Here is a 16,560-nt window from a genome sequence, read left to right on the forward strand (position 1 = left end):
CTCCTGGCAATGCGCAGGATTGGCTATCGGGCCGATGAGCTGGCGGCGCTAAGGTAGCGCCATGTCCAACCCACATTTCTTGGAGATCGCCATGCATAACCGTATCGAATGGGCCAAGCACTCACCTGAAGCCTACAAAGCCATGATCGGCCTGGAACAGGCCCTGGCCAAAAGCGGCCTGGAAAATTCACTGCTGGAGCTTGTGCGCCTGCGCGCTTCGCAAATCAACGGCTGCGCCTACTGCGTCAACATGCATGCCAATGACGCCCGCAAGGCCGGCGAGACCGAGGCGCGCTTGCAGACCTTGACCGTGTGGCAGGAAACCCAGTACTTCACGCCGCGTGAGCGGGCGGCGCTGGCGTGGGTCGAGAGCCTTACCCGGCTGCCTGAGCGCGGTGCGCCACAGCCAGAGTATGAGGCACTGCAGCACCATTTTGAGCCGGCCGAGGTCGTGAACCTGACGTTGGCCATCGCTACCATCAATGCCTGGAACCGGTTTGGTGTAGGGTTTGCGATGGTTCCGGCGTGAGATTGTGAAGGACTTTTAGCGGCTCGGCATGAGTTCGCCTGCGCTGTCGAAATCGAGCGCCGCGCGGGCGGCGCTCGATTTGCGCCCCCCGCACACTCATGACATGCACACCGGGAACATCAGTGGCTATCGCCTCGCCAACCTGGCCCGGTAGCTCCCCGGGCTCTGCCCTGTCCACTTCTTGAACGCCCGGTGAAACGCACTGGGTTCCTGAAACCCTGCCTGCTCGGCAATTTCAGCAATGCTCATCACCCCCTCACGCAAGTGCTCGAACGCCATCGCCCGGCGTACCTCATCCTTGATCTGCTGATACGAACGCCCTTCGCGCTCCAGTTGCCGGCGGAACGTGCTGGCACTGATGCCCTGTTGCCTGGCAAGCGCCTCCAGGGTGGGCCATTGCCCGTAACGCCGTGCACGCAGGTGCCGATACACCTCGGCGACCAGGCCGTTCTGGTTGCGAAAGCGGATCACCAACCCCTGGGGTGCGCTGCGCAGGAAGGTCTTGAGGCTGCTCAGGTCCTGCACCACCGGCAGGCGCAGGCAGGCGCTGTCGAATTCGACCTCGGTACGCCCGCTGCCCATCCGCAGGTCGGGCCCCCACAACAGCAGGTCGTCGTCCTGGCCCGGGCGCGCGACCGCAAGCTCGGTGCGGTGGATGGCAATGCGCCGCCCAGCCAGCCAGCACAACAGGCCGATCACCAGCACCAGGTAGGTTTCTTCGGCGTAGACCCGGGTCGACGGGTCGGCAATCTGCGACTGCACGCTGATTACCGCCCGCCCGGCACGCACCGTCAGGCTGCCACGCAGGTCACGCAGGAACAGGGCAAAATTGCCCATGCACTGGCGCAGGGCCTTCTCCAGGTTCGGCTCCTGGATCAGGCCGCGGCAGATCAGTGCAAAGCTGCCCAGCGGCATGCCATGGCTGTCGAGGCGAAAGAACTCATCGTCCAGTACGTGAATCAGTGTCAGCCACAGCTGAGCGAACGCCTTGGCAGGCACGCGGGCCTGGGCCTGCGCAAGCAGCGCCGGGTCGATGCCCACCGCGCGCAGGTGCGCATCGCGGACCTCGGGCTGACCCCGCAGGGCATGGAGCATGGCGTTGAGGAAGTACACGGCGACCGTGTCGCTATCGCGCATGGCGGTATTCACTGTCTATGCTGAGTGGCAAAAAGTGCCAGGTTGACTGAACAGATCCGGCATAGGCTGCAACAGCGCCTTTGCCTAGACTCGGACCCCATCCGGGATCGCCGGCCATTCTCGCAGAGCCTGGCCCGCTCCCGCCATGCCTACGCAATCGGAGCCTCTATGAGCAGCGCAGAAATCTACGTGGTCAGTGCCGTCCGTTCCGCCATCGGTGGTTTTGGCGGTTCGCTCAAGGACCTGCCCCTGGCCGACCTGGCCACCTCCATCAGCCGCGCCGCCATCGAGCGTTCGGGCGTGGCCGCCGAGCAGATCGGCCACGTGGTCATGGGCACCGTGATCCCTACCGAACCGCGGGATGCTTACCTGTCGCGGGTCGCCGCGATGAACGCCGGCATCCCCAAGGAAACACCGGCCTTCAACGTCAACCGCCTGTGCGGCTCGGGCCTGCAGGCGATCGTTTCAGCCACCCAGTGCCTGCTGCTCGGTGATGCCGACGTGGCCCTGGCCGCCGGGGCCGAGTCCATGAGCCGCGGCCCCTACCTGCTGCCGCAAGCCCGCTGGGGCGCACGCATGGGCGACCTGCAAGGCATCGACTACACCGTTGGTGTGCTGCAGGACCCCTTCGAACACTTCCACATGGGCATCACTGCAGAAAACGTCGCCGCCAAGCACGGCATCACCCGCGAAATGCAGGATGAACTGGCCCTGACCAGCCAGCGCCGCGCGGCGCGCGCCATTGCCGAGGGCCGTTTCGACAGCCAGATCGTCCCGGTGGAGCTGAAAACCCGCAAAGGCACGGTGCAGTTCGCCGTGGACGAGCACGTGCGCGGCGATGTGACCGCCGAGCAGCTGGCCGGCATGAAGACCGTGTTCAAGAAAGACGGTACGGTGACCGCCGGCAACGCCAGCGGCATCAACGACGGTGCGGCCGGCCTGGTGTTGGCCACCGGTGACGCCGTGCGCCGCCTGGGGCTCAAGCCGCTGGCACGCCTGGTGGGTTATGCCCACGCCGGTGTCGAACCGGAACTGATGGGCCTGGGCCCGATCCCGGCCACGCGCAAGGTGCTGGAGAAAACCGGCCTGAAGCTCAGCGACCTGGACGTGATCGAGTCCAACGAAGCGTTCGCCGCACAGGCCTGCGCCGTGGCCCGCGCACTGGACTTCGACCCGGAAAAGGTCAACCCGAACGGCTCGGGCATTTCCCTGGGCCACCCGGTCGGCGCCACCGGGGCGATCATCGCCACCAAGGCCATCCATGAACTGCAGCGCATCCAGGGCCGCTACGCGCTGGCCACCATGTGCATTGGCGGCGGCCAGGGCATCGCCGTTGTCTTCGAGCGCGTTTGAGGGAATGGGCACCATGAGCATTGAACAGATCGCCGTGATCGGCGCCGGCACCATGGGCAACGGCATCGCGCAGGTGTGCGCGGTGGCCGGCTACCCGGTGCTGCTGGTGGATGTGTCCGACGCCGCGCTGGAGCGGGGCGTGGCCACCCTGGCCAAGAACCTGGAGCGCCAGGTCAACAAAGGCACCCTCGATGCCGAGCGCGCCACGGCAGCGAAAGCACGCATCCGCACCACCACCGACTACGCGCAGTTGAGTACTGCGCAACTGGTGATCGAGGCGGCCACCGAAAACCTGCAACTCAAGCAGCGCATCCTGCAACAGGTAGCCTCCAACGTGGCGGCCGATTGCCTGATCGCCACCAACACCTCGTCGCTGTCGGTCACCCAGCTGGCGGCCAGCATCGAGCACCCCGAGCGGTTCATCGGTGTGCACTTCTTCAACCCGGTGCCGATGATGGCGCTGGTGGAGATCATCCGCGGCCTGCAGACCAGCGACAGCACCTACGCCCAGGCACTGCTGGTCACCGAGAAGCTGGGCAAGACGCCGATCACCGCCGGCAACCGCCCGGGTTTCGTGGTCAACCGCATTCTGGTACCGATGATCAACGAAGCGATCTTCGTGCGCCAGGAAGGCCTGGCCAGTGCCGAGGACATCGACACCGGCATGCGCCTGGGCTGCAACCAGCCGATCGGCCCGCTGGCGCTGGCCGACCTGATTGGCCTGGACACCTTGCTGGCGATCATGGAGGCCTTCCACGAGGGCTTCAGCGACAGCAAATACCGCCCTGCCCCGCTGCTCAAGGAAATGGTCGCGGCCGGTTGGCTGGGGCGCAAGACCGGCCGCGGTTTCTTCACCTACTGAGGAGCGACCAGCATGCCCCCAGTCAACGCCGCGATGCGCTGTGCCAGCTTTGAAGAGCGGCGTGATCTGGCCCTGGCGCTGTTCGCCGAGAAAGGCTTCGGCCAGGTGAGCATGCGCGAACTGGCGGCGCATGTTGGGTTGACTGCAGGTTCGCTGTACCACCACTTTCCCAGCAAGCAGGACCTGCTGTACGACTTGATCGAGGAGTTGTACGAGGAGTTGCAGGCCACCCTGGAGCTTGGCCGCAGGGCGATGGCCCGTGGCGGTTCGGCGTTGTCCTGCCTGATTGCTGCGCATTGGCAATTGCATGCCGAGCGGCCGCTGCAGTTTCGCCTGGCGGAGCGGGATTTCTGCTGCCTGAGCGAGGAGCAGCAAGGGCGCCTGGTTTCGTTGCGCAAGCGCTATGAAGCGGGGTTGCTGCGCTTGATTGCGCCGCAGGCGACGTTGCCGGGGGACGCGTTGGTGGCGACGGCGCATGTAGTGGCGACGTTACTGAACCAGCTGCCGAGGATGCTCAAGGCATTGCCTCAAAAGCAGGGCTTGGCGCTGATGGAGAACTTGCTGGTCGGTGGGATCGAGCGAACGCTTCGATAGCCCTTCAGGGCCTCTTCGCGGGGCAAGCCCCGCGAAGAGGCCCTGAAGCTTCAACGCAGCAGTGTCTGGATCTGCTGGTGCAAGGTATCCAGGTCGAACGGTTTGGCCAGGATCGGCGCCTTGCGCGCAATCGGGCTGCCCGACTCGAGGATCTCCGCCGGATACCCGCTGATGAAGATCACCTTCAGGTCCGGTCGCAACTTCACCGCAGGCTCGGCGATCTCCACCCCGGAAATACCGCCGGGCAATCGAAAATCGGTCACCATCAGGTCCAGGTGCGGCTTGCTCGCCAGGATCGCGAATGCCTGCTCACCGTCTTCGGCTACCAGCACGTGGTAGCCCTCGCCTGCCAGATAATCCCGCAGGATCATGCGAATCGCCGGTTCGTCCTCGACCACCAGCACCACATCTTGTGCATCTTCACTCATGACAACAACGCCTTGAAATTCATACAGTTGGCCATCTGACCCCAGGCTCAGGCAGAGGTTGCCCGCACCTGGTCGTTTTGTTCTGTCTGCCGCATCAGCGGCAATTGCAGGCTGAACGTGGCACCCTTGCCCTCTTCACTCTCCACCTGAATCCGCCCACCGTGGGCCTGCACGATCTGCTCCGAGATGTACAACCCCAACCCCAGCCCACCGCTGGCCTGTTGCGTGGCCACACGCTCGAACTGCTGGAAGATCCGCTGCTGGTTGGCCCCGCTGATCCCAATGCCGTGGTCCTGCACCTGCACCCAGGCACACCCCCCCTGCTCGAACACCCGCACCTCGACGGGTTGGCGTTCGCCATACCGCAACGCATTGGACAACAGGTTGACCACCACTTGTTCAATCCGGAATTCATCCCACTCACCTTGCAGTGCCTCGCAGCGCTGCAGGTCGATGTGCGTGCCCAGCGCCGCGGCCTGAGCACCGAAATTCTCTACCAGGCCACGCACCAGGGTGGCGAGGTCGAACAGCTTGGGCCGCAGCGACAGTTTACCCGTACGGATGCGCGAGACATCGAGCATGTCTTCGATCAACCGAATCAGGCTGTTGATCTGCCGCTCGTCACGCTCGACCATGGCCTGCAGTTTGTCGGCGCTGAACGCGTCGTGGTTGCCACGGCTCAGGTGCATCTTGCGCAACTGGGTTTCGAGGATCAGGCCATTGAGCGGCGTGCGCACCTCGTGCGAGACAATCGACATGAAGTCATCGCGCATGCGCACCGCGTGCTCCAGCTCGCCGCGCGCCACCTGCAACTGGGTCAGCAGCAGTTCCTGCTCCTGGCGGCTGCGCTCCAGGGCCTGCAACTGCCGGTCGAGCACCTTGCGCTGGCGGTACAGGTCGACGAACACCGACACCTTGCTCTTCACCGCCAAGGTGTCGAGCGGCTTGTGCAGAAAGTCCACCGCGCCGCTTTCGTAGCCCTTGAAGGCGTAGTTCAACTCACGCCCGGCCGCGGTGACGAAGACGATCGGAATATTGCGGGTCTTTTCCGTGCCGCGCATCAACTCGGCCAGCTCGAAGCCGTTCATGCCCGGCATCTGCACGTCGAGGATGGCCAGGGCGAACTCGTGCTCCAGCAGCAACGACAATGCGTCTTCGGCAGACTGCGCCTGGTGCACCTCGCGGTCCTCGCCCTTGATCAGGGCGTCGAGGGCCAGCAGGTTTTCCGGCAGGTCATCGACGATCAGCAGTTTGGCGGTGGTGAGGCTTAACATGCGCTGGCTTCCAGGGTAGCGAGCAACTGCCCGATACCGCTCAGAGTAAGAATATGGTCAGGCTGGTGCAGGGCCAGTGCGGCCTCCGGCATCAGCGCCACCTGGGCGTCGCGGGGGTCCTGGACCACAGTCCGGCCGCCGCTGTTCTTGATATGGGCAAGGCCTTTGGCGCCATCCTCATTGGCCCCGGTCAGCAGGATGCCGAGCAGGCCATCGCCGTAAGCGTCGGCCGCCGAGAAGAACAGGAAATCAATCGCCGGGCGGGAGAAGTGCACCGGGTCCTCCTGGCTCAGCGACAGGCTGAAGTCGTTTTCCACCGACAGGTGGTAACCGGGCGTGGCCACGTAGATCAGCCCTGCCTCGATGGCCTGCTTGTCACAGGCCTCACGCACCGGCCTGTTCAGGCGCCGCTGCAGCACTTCGGCCAGCTGGCTGTGACGGTCGTCGGGCAAGTGCAGCACGCACAATATCGGCGTGACAAAGCCCGGCGGCAAGCCGCCAAGTACCTGAAACAACGCCTGCACGCCGCCTGCCGAGGCACCGATCACCACCGCACGTATGCCGTTCATGATTTGCGGAAGATCCGTTCGGGCTTGACCAACGGCTCGAAGCGATCGCTGTAAGCGGAGAAATCCACCGATTCCTTGCTGCCTAACACCAGAAAACCGCGGTGGCACAAGGACTCATGAAACAGGCCCAAGGCCCGGTCCTGCAGGTCCTTGTTGAAATAGATCAGCACGTTGCGGCACGACACCAATTGCGTTTCTGAGAACACGCTGTCGGTGGCCAGGCTGTGGTCGGCGAAGGTCACGTTGTCGCGCAGGGTGCTGTCCATGATGGCGTTGCCGTAGGCGGCGGTGTAGTACTCGGTGAAATCACGGCGGCCGCCGGCCAGGCGGTAGTTTTCCTCATACTCGCGCATGCTCTGCATCGAGTAGATGCCCTGCTTGGCCTTGTCCAGCGAGCGCGGGTTGATGTCGGTGGCATAGATGATGGTGCGCTCGAGCAGGCCTTCCTCACGCAAGAGGATAGCCATCGAGTACACCTCCTCGCCGGTGCTGCAGCCAGCGATCCAGATCTTGATCGAAGGCCAGGTGCGCAGCAGCGGCACCACTTCGTTGCGCAGGGCAAGGAAGTGGCTCGGGTCGCGGAACATCTCGCTGACCGGGATCGTCAGGAACTGCAGCAACTGCATGAACATGCCCGGGTCGTGCAGCACCCGCTCCTGCAGCGCCGACACTGTCAGGCAGTCGAACTGGCGCAGGGCGTGCAAGATGCGGCGCTTGATCGAAGCGCCGGAGTAGTTGCGAAAATCGTAGCTGTACTTGAGGTAGATCGCCTCGATCAGCAGCCGGATCTCGATGTCGGTGTTGCGCTCGCTAGTCAAATTCGCTCCAGTTGCGGCAGCCATACGCGGATCAACGAGAACAAGCGGTCCAGGTCGATCGGTTTGGCCAGGTAATCATTGGCGCCAGCCTGCAGGCATCGCTGCTGGTCATCCTTCATCGCCTTGGCGGTCACGGCGATGATCGGCAGCTTGCGCCAGCGCGGTTGCTGGCGGATCAGCCGGGTAGCCTCGAAGCCGTCCATCTCCGGCATCATCACATCCATCAGCACCAGGTCGATGTCGTCATGCTGCTCCAGGCGCTCAATGGCCTCGCGCCCGTTGCGGCCGATCTCGACGATGGCGCCCTTGTGCTCCAGGGCACTGGTCAGGGCGAAGATGTTACGCACATCGTCATCCACCAGCAGTATCTTGCGGCCCTCGAACACCTTGTCGCGGCTGCGTGCGGTCTTGAGCATGCGCTGGCGTTCATGGGACAACTGCGATTCGACTTTGTGCAGGAACAGCGTCACTTCGTCGAGCAGGCGCTCTGGCGAGCGGGCGCCCTTGATAATGATCGAGCGCGAGTACTTGAGCAGTTCGGTTTCTTCTTCGCGGGTGAGGTTGCGACCGGTGTAGACAATAACCGGCGGGAATGAACGGATGTCCTCGGCGGTCATGCGCTTGAGCAGTTCGTTGCCGAGCATGTCTGGCAGTTTGAGGTCGATGATCATGCAGTCGTAGATGTTCTCGCGCAGCAGCGCCAGGGCATCCTGGGCCATGGCCACGGCGGTGATCTCGATATCATCATCGCCGATCAGGCGGGCGATGCTCTCGCGCTGCAGGTCGTCATCTTCTACCAGCAGGATGTGCTTGAGCTTCTGCGTAAGCTTCGCTTCCAGGCGGCCGAACACCTCCTTGAGCTCTTCGCGGCTGGTTGGTTTGACCGCGTAACCCACTGCGCCCATGTGCATGGCCGCCTCGACGCGGTCTTCGACCGAAATGATGTGCACCGGAATGTGCCGGGTGCTGGCCAACTCCTTCAAGCGCTGCAGCACGGTCAGGCCTGAATGGTCGGGCAGGCGCATGTCCAGCAGGATCGCATCGGGGATGTACTGCGCGGCCAGCGCAAAGCCTTCGTCGGCGCCCTGGGCGACCAGGCAGCTGTAGCCCAGTTCATGGGCCAGGTCGAAGAGGATGCGGGCAAAGTTCGGTTCGTCTTCGATGACCAGGATGCAGCGGTTGCTGAACGGTGCCCGGTCGCGGTCATCGGCAAAGGCCGGTGCCAGCAGTTTAGGCGCCACAGCGCTGGCGATCTGGGGTGCCGGCGGCAGGCTGTCGACCGCAGGCCGAAGGCTGAGGGCCTCGACCTCTTCTGCCTCGGCCTCGTAACGCTCCGGCACGATCAGGCTGAACACGCTGCCCTGGCCAGGGCTGCTGTCGACGCTGATCTGCCCGCCCAGCAAGTGCGCCAGGTCGCGGGAAATGGACAGGCCAAGGCCGGTGCCGCCATAGCGACGGTTGCTGCTGCCGTCGACCTGGTGGAACGCACCGAAGATCGCCTGCTGCTGGTCGGCTGCGATACCGATGCCCGAATCGCGTACGGCGAACACGATGCCGGTGCCCGCCTGGTAGCTGATGGTCATGGTGACCTGGCCGTGGTCGGTGAACTTGATGGCGTTGGACAGCAGGTTCTTGAGGATCTGTTCCAGGCGCTGGCGGTCGGTGAACAGCGTGACCGGTACCTGCGGCTCGACCTTGACCTCGAAGGCCAGGCCCTTGTGCTCGGCCAGCGGCAGGAACATGCCGCGCAGGCCTTCGACCAGGCGCTCCAGCCGAGTGGTTTCGGGGCGCATTTCGAGCTTGCCGGCTTCGACCTTGGCGATGTCGAGGATGTCGTTGATCAAGTTCAACAGGTCGTTGCCGGCCGAATAGATCGACTCGGCAAACTTGATCTGTTCGGCACTGAGGTTGCCCTCGCCGTTCTCGGCCAGCAACTTGGCCAGGATCAGCGAGCTGTTGAGCGGCGTGCGCAGCTCGTGGGACATGTTGGCGAGGAACTCGGACTTGTACTTGCTTGAGCGCTGCAGGTCGTCGGCACGGGCCTGCAGTTCTTCCTGGGCCTGGCTCAGTTCGTCGTTCTTGCGGTCAAGGGCATCGGTGCGTTCGGACAGCTGCTCGTTGGTCTGCTCAAGCTCGGCCTGCTGGGTTTCCAGGTGCGCCTGGGACTCTTTGAGCACGCGCGATTGCTCTTCGAGCTCTTCGTTGGCGGTCTTGAGCTCTTCCTGCTGCACCTGCAGCTCTTCGTTGAGCTGCTGGGTTTCAGCCAGCACTTCCTGCAGGCGCTGGCGGTAACGGGCGCTTTCGATGGACATGCCGAGGTTGCCGCCGACCCGCTCCAGCAGCTCGTCGTCACGCTCCTGCAGCGGGCGCAGGAAGCCCAGTTCGATCACGCCGTTGATCTGGCCATCCTCGCTGGCCGGCATCAGCAAAGCGCTGCGCGGCAGGCCGCTGCCCAGGCCGGAACTCAGGCGGTAGTAGTCTTGCGGCAAGTCATCCAGGCGCAGCAGGCGGCCTTCACGAACCGCCTGGGCCAGCAGCCCGTCGTGGGCGGCCAGCACCTGTTCGCGGGCCTGTTCCTCGGCGTCCAGGCCATAGCTGGCCACGCGCACCAGGCGGCCATGGCCATCACGCACGTACAGGGCACCTACCACACTGCCCAGGTAGCTGGCGAAGAAGCGCAGGATGTTGTCACCCAGCATCGGCAGGGTCAGTTGCCCCAACACCTGTTCGGCCAGTTGGGTCTGGCCGTTGCGCAGCCAGGCTTGGTGCTCCAGGCGTTCGGCCGAGCGCTGCTGGGCCTTGAGGTTGTCGTCATAACTGTTCGACAGTGCCAGCAGGTCACGGCGGCCCAGGTAGGCCAGCAGTGCGCTGAGGCCGACGATCAACAGCACGAAGGCGGAAATGGCCGTTACCGTGACGCTGCTGACCTTTTCGTTGCGGGCCATGCGCAGTTGCTGCTCGGTGCCGACCAGGTCGTCGAACTCCTTGCGGATTTCATCGGTAATGCGCTTGCCGCGGCCATTGCCGACCGACTCGCGGTAGTCGCCGCCGGCGCGGCGCTGGTTGATCATTTCGTTGCCGAACTCGTTCCAGGCCTGCTGCAGGGCCACCAGCCGGTCGATGCGGTCAACCTGCTGCGGGTTGTCCTCGACCATGCCGCGCAGGCTCTGCAGGCTGCCGATGATCTTCGGCTTGGCCACCTCGTAGGGGTCGAGGAAGCGCTCGTCGCCGGTGATCAGGAAGCCGCGCATGCCGGTTTCCATGTCGATCGACAGCTTGACCGTTTCGTTGGCATTGCCGATCACCCGATCGGTGTGCTCGACCCATTGCATGGCCGACAGCAGGTAGCTGATCACCGCGACAAAGGCCACGGCGCCCAGCAAGCCTACCCCCAAAGGCAGGCCAACGTTGCGGCTCAACAGCTTGCGAAAGCTTTGCTGGTCCATCGAGGCAGCTTGAATCATGTGAAAACGCCCGAGCGAAAAAAAGTCCATTGAACGGTGTGGCGAAAAAGCCAGATTTACCTGCCGCCGCACTCACCGATTATCAGCGATTCTAACCAGCTTTAGCGGCTGAGGCAGGGCATTTAGCCAGTATTTGAAGACTGCGTTGGCCAATCGTTCCCTCCAATTGCAACGATCGGTATCCTCAGGGAACTTCTGCCGCCACCCGGCGCACAGAATAAAGACATTCTTCTGGTACAGGATCAAACAATGCACCTCTTGGTAGTCGAAGATGACGACATCGTCCGTATGCTGATGGTCGAAGTGCTCGACGAACTGGGCTATGCGGCGATCGAGGCGGACTGCGCCAGTGCCGCGCTCAAAATCCTTGAAGACCCGCAACAGCCGCTGGCGCTGCTGATGACTGACGTGGGCCTGCCGGACATGCGCGGCGAAGAGCTGGCCGCCAAGGCCCGTGCACTGCGGCCGGTGTTGCCGGTGCTGTTTGCCAGCGGTTACGCCGAAAGCCTCAACGTGCCGGAGGGCATGCACATGATTGGCAAGCCGTTCAGCATTGATCAGCTGCGTGACAAGGTGGTCGCCATTTTGGGCGAGGCCTGAAAAGTCAGCAGTGGATTCTTCGCGGGCAAGCCCGCGAAGGGCCCACGCAGCTCTATTCTCGCCGCAACAGGTAAGTATCCATGATCCACCCCTTGCGCGCCCTCGCCTCCTCCCGCACTTCAAGGATTCGTGCCTTGACCACCTGCAATGGCCCGGCAATCAGCACCTCGTCGTCCGTGCCCAAGTAAGCCCCCCAGTAGATCACCAGCCCAGGGTCATCGAGCGCGGCAAACGCGCACTGCCCATCGAGCATCACCACCACATTGTCCAGGCCGCCCTGCTCCGCCAGGCGGCGCCCTGGCATCACGACCAACGGTTCGCCGATGCGGTTGAGCGGCACCTGATGGCGCGCCGCTAGCGCCTGAACACTGCTGATGCCGGGGATCACCTGCAAACGCAGCGACAGGCCGCGTTCGCGCACCCGTTGCAGGACGCGCAAGGTACTGTCATACAGGCCCGGCTCGCCCCAGAGCAGAAAGGCGCCAATGTCGCCGCTGCCCATTTCATCTGTGATCAGCCGGGCATACAGCGCGGCACGCTGACGGTGCCAATCCTCAACCGACGCCACATAATCACTGGCCTCGCCCTCGCGCTGCGGGTCCGCTACCTGCACCAGGCGATAGCCGCCTTCGGGCCGGTAGCGTTCCAGGATGGCCTTGCGCAGCCGCACCAGTTCGTCCTTGTCAGTACCCTTGTCGAGCACGAAGAACAGCGTGGCGCGGCGCAGCGCCTCGACCGCCTCATAGGTAACCTGGCGAGGGTCGCCCGGGCCGATACCGATCAGCAACAGGTCTTTCATCACAGCGCCCTGGACAATAACCAGCCGCCATTGTCGGCCGGCTACGGGTGTTTGGCAAAGCGCGCTTAGAAGATCGAGAAGTTGTAGCTGACGATCACCCGCGTTTCATCCATGTCGCGTGCCCACTTCTCATAGTTGCTGCGGTACGTGGAATTACGCAGGCGCACGCTGACATCCTTGAAGGTGCCGGTTTGCACCTGGTACTTGAACTCGGTATCGCGTTCCCACTCCTTGCCTTCGGCGTTACTGCCCGGGACCTTGATGTGGTCGCCGTTGATATAGCGGGTGAAGAACGTCAGGCCGGGCACGCCGAGGGCCTTGAAGTCGTAGTCGTAACGCAGCTGCCAGGAGCGCTCCTGGGCGGCGGCGAAGTCGTTGACCTGCGCATAGTTGACCAGGTACGGGTTGCTGCCATCGAGGTACGGCATGGCACTTTCGCCATACATGCGTTGCCAGCCGGCGCTGATCTTGTGCCCGCCCAGGCTGTAGCCGAGCATGCCGCTGAAGGCGCGATGGTCGATTTCGCCGGCGCGGGCGCTGCCGATGTCGTCACTTTTGATCAGGCGCAGGTCGGCCGAAAGGCTCCCGAGCGCGAGCGGCTGGCTGGCCACCAGGCCAAGAAAGTGCTGGCGGTAGATGTTTTCCAGCTTGGCCACCTGGTACTGGGCGCTGAGCCGGTCATTGAAGCGGTAATCCAGGCCGGCCAAATCGAAGTGGTCGGCTTCGATATCGCAGGCATAACGCTTGTTCTTGCAATGCACGCGAATGTCCTGGCGATCAGTGGAATCACGCGCGGTGTATTTGTTCAGGCGGGCCAGGGTGAACTTCAGGTCATGGAGTTCTTCGGATGTGAGCATGGCGCCGTGGAACATAGTCGGCAACAGGCGGCCATCGTTGTATTTCAATAGCGGCACATCCGGCATCATCGAACCGTACTTGAGCACGGTGTTGGACACCTTGACCTTGGCTGCCAGGCCCATCTTCGCATACTGGTCGGCAGAGTGCCGTGGGTCATGACCTGTAGACGGCAGCAAGCCGCTGTTACTGTCCGCCGGGCTGGAGTCGAGCTTGAAACCGAACATGCCCAGCGCATCCACGCCAACGCCTACCGGGCCTTGGGTATAACCTGACTGGACATTGAGAATGAAACCTTGCGCCCATTCTTCGCGCTTGGACGCACCCTGGCTGGAACTGCTGTGGCCGTCACGGAAGTCCCGGTTGAAATAGACATTGCGCGCTTCAACCTTGGCACTGCTGTCTTCTAGAAAACCGGCGGCCTGGGCAGGCGCGCCAGCACACAACAGCAACAGGCCGGCAACACGGCGCCCGGGGGCGAGAGGAAGGGGGGCAAACATGCGAGGGAAGATCCAAAGTCAGGCGAAAAAACAATACGCGGCAACGCTGTGCCACGCTGATGCGACGCGGCCGAAGAGCATTCGACCATCATCTGAAATGATCGCGCACAAGCTCTGGAATGCACCATTGGACCATGGTCTACAGGCACTGGAGTGGGCAGCGAGAAACGCTCGAAGCCACCGCTCGGAAAACTTGTAAAGTTCCCGTCTTACTTGGAAAAGTTTGCGGTTTACCCAACTGCTACTAATGTCTACACTCGATATCAGCGAACAGTTTTACCCACCCGCGTGGCCGGCGTTAATTCTCTTCAATGTTCGTCGCGCCTGCCACGGATGACGTACAGGAGTGATTACAGTGTCCAGACTTGCAGAGTTTCGTGCTGCCGAAAAAGCGCTCCAGGAACAGATGGCTCAACTGGAGGCGCTGAAAAAGGATGCCGGCCTAAAACGCGAAATCGAATTCGAGCAGAAACTAGTCGGCCTGATGAAAAGCTATGACAAAGGTCTGCGCGATATCATCGCCATCCTCGACCCTAAGGCCGTGACCCGCGGCGCAGCCAGCGCCCCCAAACAGCAACGCCGTCCGCGCGTGGTGAAAGTGTATGAAAACCCGCACACCGGCGAGCTGATCGAGACCAAAGGTGGTAACCACCGAGGCCTCAAGGCGTGGAAAGAACAGTATGGCGCCGGCACGGTGGAAAGTTGGCTACGCTGATGAAACGTCAACACTTGCTTCACACTTTTTTCACAAGGGCTGGCTCAGTATCGAGACAGCTAAAGGACTAGCGACCCCATCACGCGCCCGCACATGCGGGCCTCTCTTCCAGCGCCCTGCCTTGTGCAGGGCGCTTTCATTTGCGCAATCGCTTCACTGCCGTATCATGGCCCCCTGTCTGTTCCGCTGGCCCCGCTGCCAGCCTCGTCTCTGGAGTACCCATGAGCCTGCACGATCTGCAAACCCTGCCAGGTGTCACCGCACAGCCTGACGCCGCTACCGCCAACTTCGTCTTCAACCACACCATGCTGCGGGTCAAGGACATCGAGAAATCGTTGGATTTCTACACCCGCGTGCTGGGCTTCCGCCTCGTCGATAAACGTGACTTCCCGGAAGCGGCCTTCAGCCTGTACTTCCTGGCGCTGGTCGACCCGGCGCAAATCCCTGCCGATGACGCCGCACGCCACCAGTGGATGAAATCTATCCCTGGCGTGCTGGAGCTGACCCACAACCACGGCACCGAGAACGACCCGGAGTTCGCCTACCACAACGGCAACACCGACCCACGCGGCTTTGGCCACATCTGCATTTCGGTGCCGGATGTGCGCGTTGCCTGTGCACGCTTCGAGGCACTGGATGTACCGTTCCAGAAGCGCCTGGCCGATGGCCGCATGAACCACCTGGCGTTCGTCAAGGACCCGGACGGTTACTGGGTCGAAGTGATCCAGCCAACCGAACTCAAAGGCTGAGTACGCGTTGCGAGCCTCGTCGGCTCGCGCTCGTCGGGCCGGGAACTCCCGGCCCCTTGCTGTGGTATATGAAGGTAAGCGCTTCACTAGCCACAGCGAGGTAAGGACGATGCAATCTCTTCACTGTGAATACCGCGACCACACCATCACCGCCAGCGTGATGCCTCACCCCGACTCTCCTCTGCCCTATGCGGCCGGTTGCCTTATCACCGACCCTGAAGGGCATACCAGCAAGCGATTGTCGATGCCGATGAAGTTCTTCTCAGACCTTGAGCACGCTCAGCATGTGTCCTTGGCGCATGGCAGGGCCTTGGTGGATCAACGGCTGGACGAAGGGCATAAAGCGTTCTGAGGGGCACTGGCGGTACTGGCCTCTTCGCGGGGCAAGCCCGCTCCCACAGGAAGTGGGAACCCCAGCGGGCTTGCCCCGCGAAGAGACTGGCGCAGGCGACCTAGATATCCCGCGCGTAAGCCACGGCAGCTTCAACCTGCTCCGGCGTCGGTCGCACCCCGGTGTACAACACAAACTGCTCCAGCGCCTGAAGTGCAATTACCTCCAAGCCGGTGATCACCGGCTTGCCCAACGCCTGGGCCCGGCGAATCAGAGGCGTCAGGGCCGGCATCGCCACCACATCGAACACCCGTTCGGCTGCTGCTATGGCGGCCTCGCTGAAGGCCAGCTCCTGCGCTTGCGGGCCGCCAGACATGCCAATTGGCGTCACGTTCACCAACATTGGCGGGCAACGATCACCCAGCTCAGCCACCCAGCGATAACCACACACATCCGCCAGTTGCCGCCCGGCCTGCTCGTTGCGCGCCACGATGAGTCCCTCCTTGAACCCCGCATCGCGCAGCGCGCTGGCAACCGCCTTGGCCATGCCGCCACTGCCGCGCAGGGCAAAGGCAGTGTGCGGGTCGACACGATGCTGCTCGAGCAGTTGCCGCACCGCAAGGTAGTCGGTGTTATAGGCCTTGAGGTGGCCGTCGCAATTGACCAGCGTGTTGACCGATTCGATGGCTGCGGCTGACGGGTCAACCTCATCGACCAACGCCAGGCAGGCCTCCTTGTACGGCATCGAGACCCCGCACCCCCGAATGCCCAGCGCCCGGATGCCCGCCACAGCAGCGGGCAAGTCCGAGGTGCTCATCGCCTTGTAGTAATAATCCAGGCCCAACTGCTGGTAGAGATGATTATGAAAGCGCACCCCGAAGGTACCCGGCCTGCCGGCCAGGGAAATGCACAGTAGCGTGTCTCTGCTGGGAGTTACCGTCATAACCTGCTCCTTATTCGTAACTGAAACGATTATTCAGCCT

17 protein-coding genes are annotated in these 16,560 nt (G+C 62.8%); 8 read left to right on the forward strand and 9 right to left on the reverse strand.

What is annotated here, in order from left to right; translation table 11 throughout:
* Positions 1-91 precede the first annotated feature (91 nt).
* Positions 92-529, forward strand: a complete 438-nt coding sequence (locus tag ACFY68_RS13885; protein WP_387528436.1) for a carboxymuconolactone decarboxylase family protein — start codon at positions 92-94, stop codon at positions 527-529.
* 126 nt (positions 530-655) lie between these two features.
* Here ACFY68_RS13885 and ACFY68_RS13890 read toward each other — a convergent pair whose 3' ends face one another.
* Complete coding sequence (locus tag ACFY68_RS13890) at positions 656-1,666, reverse strand: AraC family transcriptional regulator ligand-binding domain-containing protein (RefSeq protein WP_387528095.1); 1,011 nt, start codon at positions 1,664-1,666, stop codon at positions 656-658.
* Positions 1,667-1,834: 168 nt separating this feature from the next.
* Here ACFY68_RS13890 and ACFY68_RS13895 point away from each other — a divergent pair, with 168 nt between their 5' ends.
* From ACFY68_RS13895 to ACFY68_RS13905, 3 genes are read left to right on the forward strand one after another with little or no spacing between them, the layout of a single operon-like run.
* Positions 1,835-3,019: an acetyl-CoA C-acyltransferase family protein gene (locus ACFY68_RS13895; RefSeq protein WP_387528098.1), complete on the forward strand. Its 1,185-nt coding sequence runs from the start codon at positions 1,835-1,837 to the stop codon at positions 3,017-3,019.
* 13 nt (positions 3,020-3,032) lie between these two features.
* On the forward strand, positions 3,033-3,881 hold the full coding sequence (locus ACFY68_RS13900; RefSeq protein WP_387528101.1) for a 3-hydroxybutyryl-CoA dehydrogenase: 849 nt from the start codon (positions 3,033-3,035) through the stop codon (positions 3,879-3,881).
* A 12-nt stretch (positions 3,882-3,893) separates the two neighbouring features.
* Positions 3,894-4,475, forward strand: coding sequence for a TetR/AcrR family transcriptional regulator (locus ACFY68_RS13905; RefSeq protein ID WP_387528104.1), 582 nt, complete (start codon positions 3,894-3,896; stop codon positions 4,473-4,475).
* Positions 4,476-4,525: 50 nt separating this feature from the next.
* On the opposite strand, the gene ACFY68_RS13910 is transcribed toward ACFY68_RS13905, so the two are convergent.
* Genes ACFY68_RS13910 through ACFY68_RS13930 form a run of 5 tightly spaced genes read right to left on the reverse strand, consistent with a single transcriptional unit; the run spans position 4,526 to position 11,028 of the window.
* Positions 4,526-4,903: a response regulator gene (locus tag ACFY68_RS13910; RefSeq protein ID WP_176511937.1), complete on the reverse strand. Its 378-nt coding sequence runs from the start codon at positions 4,901-4,903 to the stop codon at positions 4,526-4,528.
* 47 nt (positions 4,904-4,950) lie between these two features.
* A complete protein-coding gene (locus tag ACFY68_RS13915; RefSeq protein WP_387528107.1) occupies positions 4,951-6,177 on the reverse strand; it encodes an ATP-binding protein in 1,227 nt (408 codons plus the stop codon).
* Positions 6,171-6,746 carry a chemotaxis protein CheB gene (locus ACFY68_RS13920; protein WP_387528110.1) on the reverse strand — a complete coding sequence of 192 codons (576 nt, stop codon included), beginning with the start codon at positions 6,744-6,746 and terminating at the stop codon, positions 6,171-6,173. Before ACFY68_RS13920 ends, ACFY68_RS13915 begins: the two co-directional genes overlap by 7 nt.
* Positions 6,743-7,564, reverse strand: coding sequence for a protein-glutamate O-methyltransferase CheR (locus ACFY68_RS13925; RefSeq protein WP_346612989.1), 822 nt, complete (start codon positions 7,562-7,564; stop codon positions 6,743-6,745). Before ACFY68_RS13925 ends, ACFY68_RS13920 begins: the two co-directional genes overlap by 4 nt.
* On the reverse strand, positions 7,561-11,028 hold the full coding sequence (locus ACFY68_RS13930) for a response regulator (protein ID WP_387528113.1): 3,468 nt from the start codon (positions 11,026-11,028) through the stop codon (positions 7,561-7,563). Before ACFY68_RS13930 ends, ACFY68_RS13925 begins: the two co-directional genes overlap by 4 nt.
* Before the next feature lie 249 nt (positions 11,029-11,277).
* Here ACFY68_RS13930 and ACFY68_RS13935 point away from each other — a divergent pair, with 249 nt between their 5' ends.
* Positions 11,278-11,628, forward strand: a complete 351-nt coding sequence (locus tag ACFY68_RS13935) for a response regulator (RefSeq protein ID WP_387528116.1) — start codon at positions 11,278-11,280, stop codon at positions 11,626-11,628.
* Between the two features lie 52 nt (positions 11,629-11,680).
* Here ACFY68_RS13935 and cobF read toward each other — a convergent pair whose 3' ends face one another.
* Together cobF and ACFY68_RS13945 are read right to left on the reverse strand one after the other, a co-directional pair.
* Positions 11,681-12,427, reverse strand: a complete 747-nt coding sequence (gene cobF / locus ACFY68_RS13940; protein ID WP_387528119.1) for a precorrin-6A synthase (deacetylating) — start codon at positions 12,425-12,427, stop codon at positions 11,681-11,683.
* 65 nt (positions 12,428-12,492) lie between these two features.
* Positions 12,493-13,782: an OprD family porin gene (locus ACFY68_RS13945; RefSeq protein ID WP_387528122.1), complete on the reverse strand. Its 1,290-nt coding sequence runs from the start codon at positions 13,780-13,782 to the stop codon at positions 12,493-12,495.
* 355 nt (positions 13,783-14,137) lie between these two features.
* Between ACFY68_RS13945 and ACFY68_RS13950 the strand changes: the two genes are divergently transcribed.
* The 3 genes from ACFY68_RS13950 to ACFY68_RS13960 all read left to right on the forward strand — a co-directional run bounded on the left by ACFY68_RS13950 (position 14,138) and on the right by ACFY68_RS13960 (position 15,598).
* Entirely contained in the window at positions 14,138-14,497 is a 360-nt protein-coding gene (locus ACFY68_RS13950; RefSeq protein WP_387528125.1) for a histone-like nucleoid-structuring protein, MvaT/MvaU family, read from the forward strand.
* A 221-nt stretch (positions 14,498-14,718) separates the two neighbouring features.
* Positions 14,719-15,246, forward strand: coding sequence for a lactoylglutathione lyase (gene gloA / locus ACFY68_RS13955; RefSeq protein ID WP_387528128.1), 528 nt, complete (start codon positions 14,719-14,721; stop codon positions 15,244-15,246).
* Between the two features lie 109 nt (positions 15,247-15,355).
* The gene (locus tag ACFY68_RS13960) at positions 15,356-15,598 is read left to right on the forward strand and encodes a hypothetical protein (RefSeq protein ID WP_387528131.1); all 243 of its coding nucleotides are present in this window, start codon (positions 15,356-15,358) and stop codon (positions 15,596-15,598) included.
* A gap of 100 nt (positions 15,599-15,698) precedes the next feature.
* On the opposite strand, the gene ACFY68_RS13965 is transcribed toward ACFY68_RS13960, so the two are convergent.
* Positions 15,699-16,520, reverse strand: a complete 822-nt coding sequence (locus ACFY68_RS13965) for a shikimate 5-dehydrogenase (protein WP_387528133.1) — start codon at positions 16,518-16,520, stop codon at positions 15,699-15,701.
* Positions 16,521-16,560 lie beyond the last annotated feature (40 nt).

The organism is Pseudomonas sp. NPDC012596 (assembly GCF_042902325.1).
Taxonomy (GTDB): domain Bacteria; phylum Pseudomonadota; class Gammaproteobacteria; order Pseudomonadales; family Pseudomonadaceae; genus Aquipseudomonas.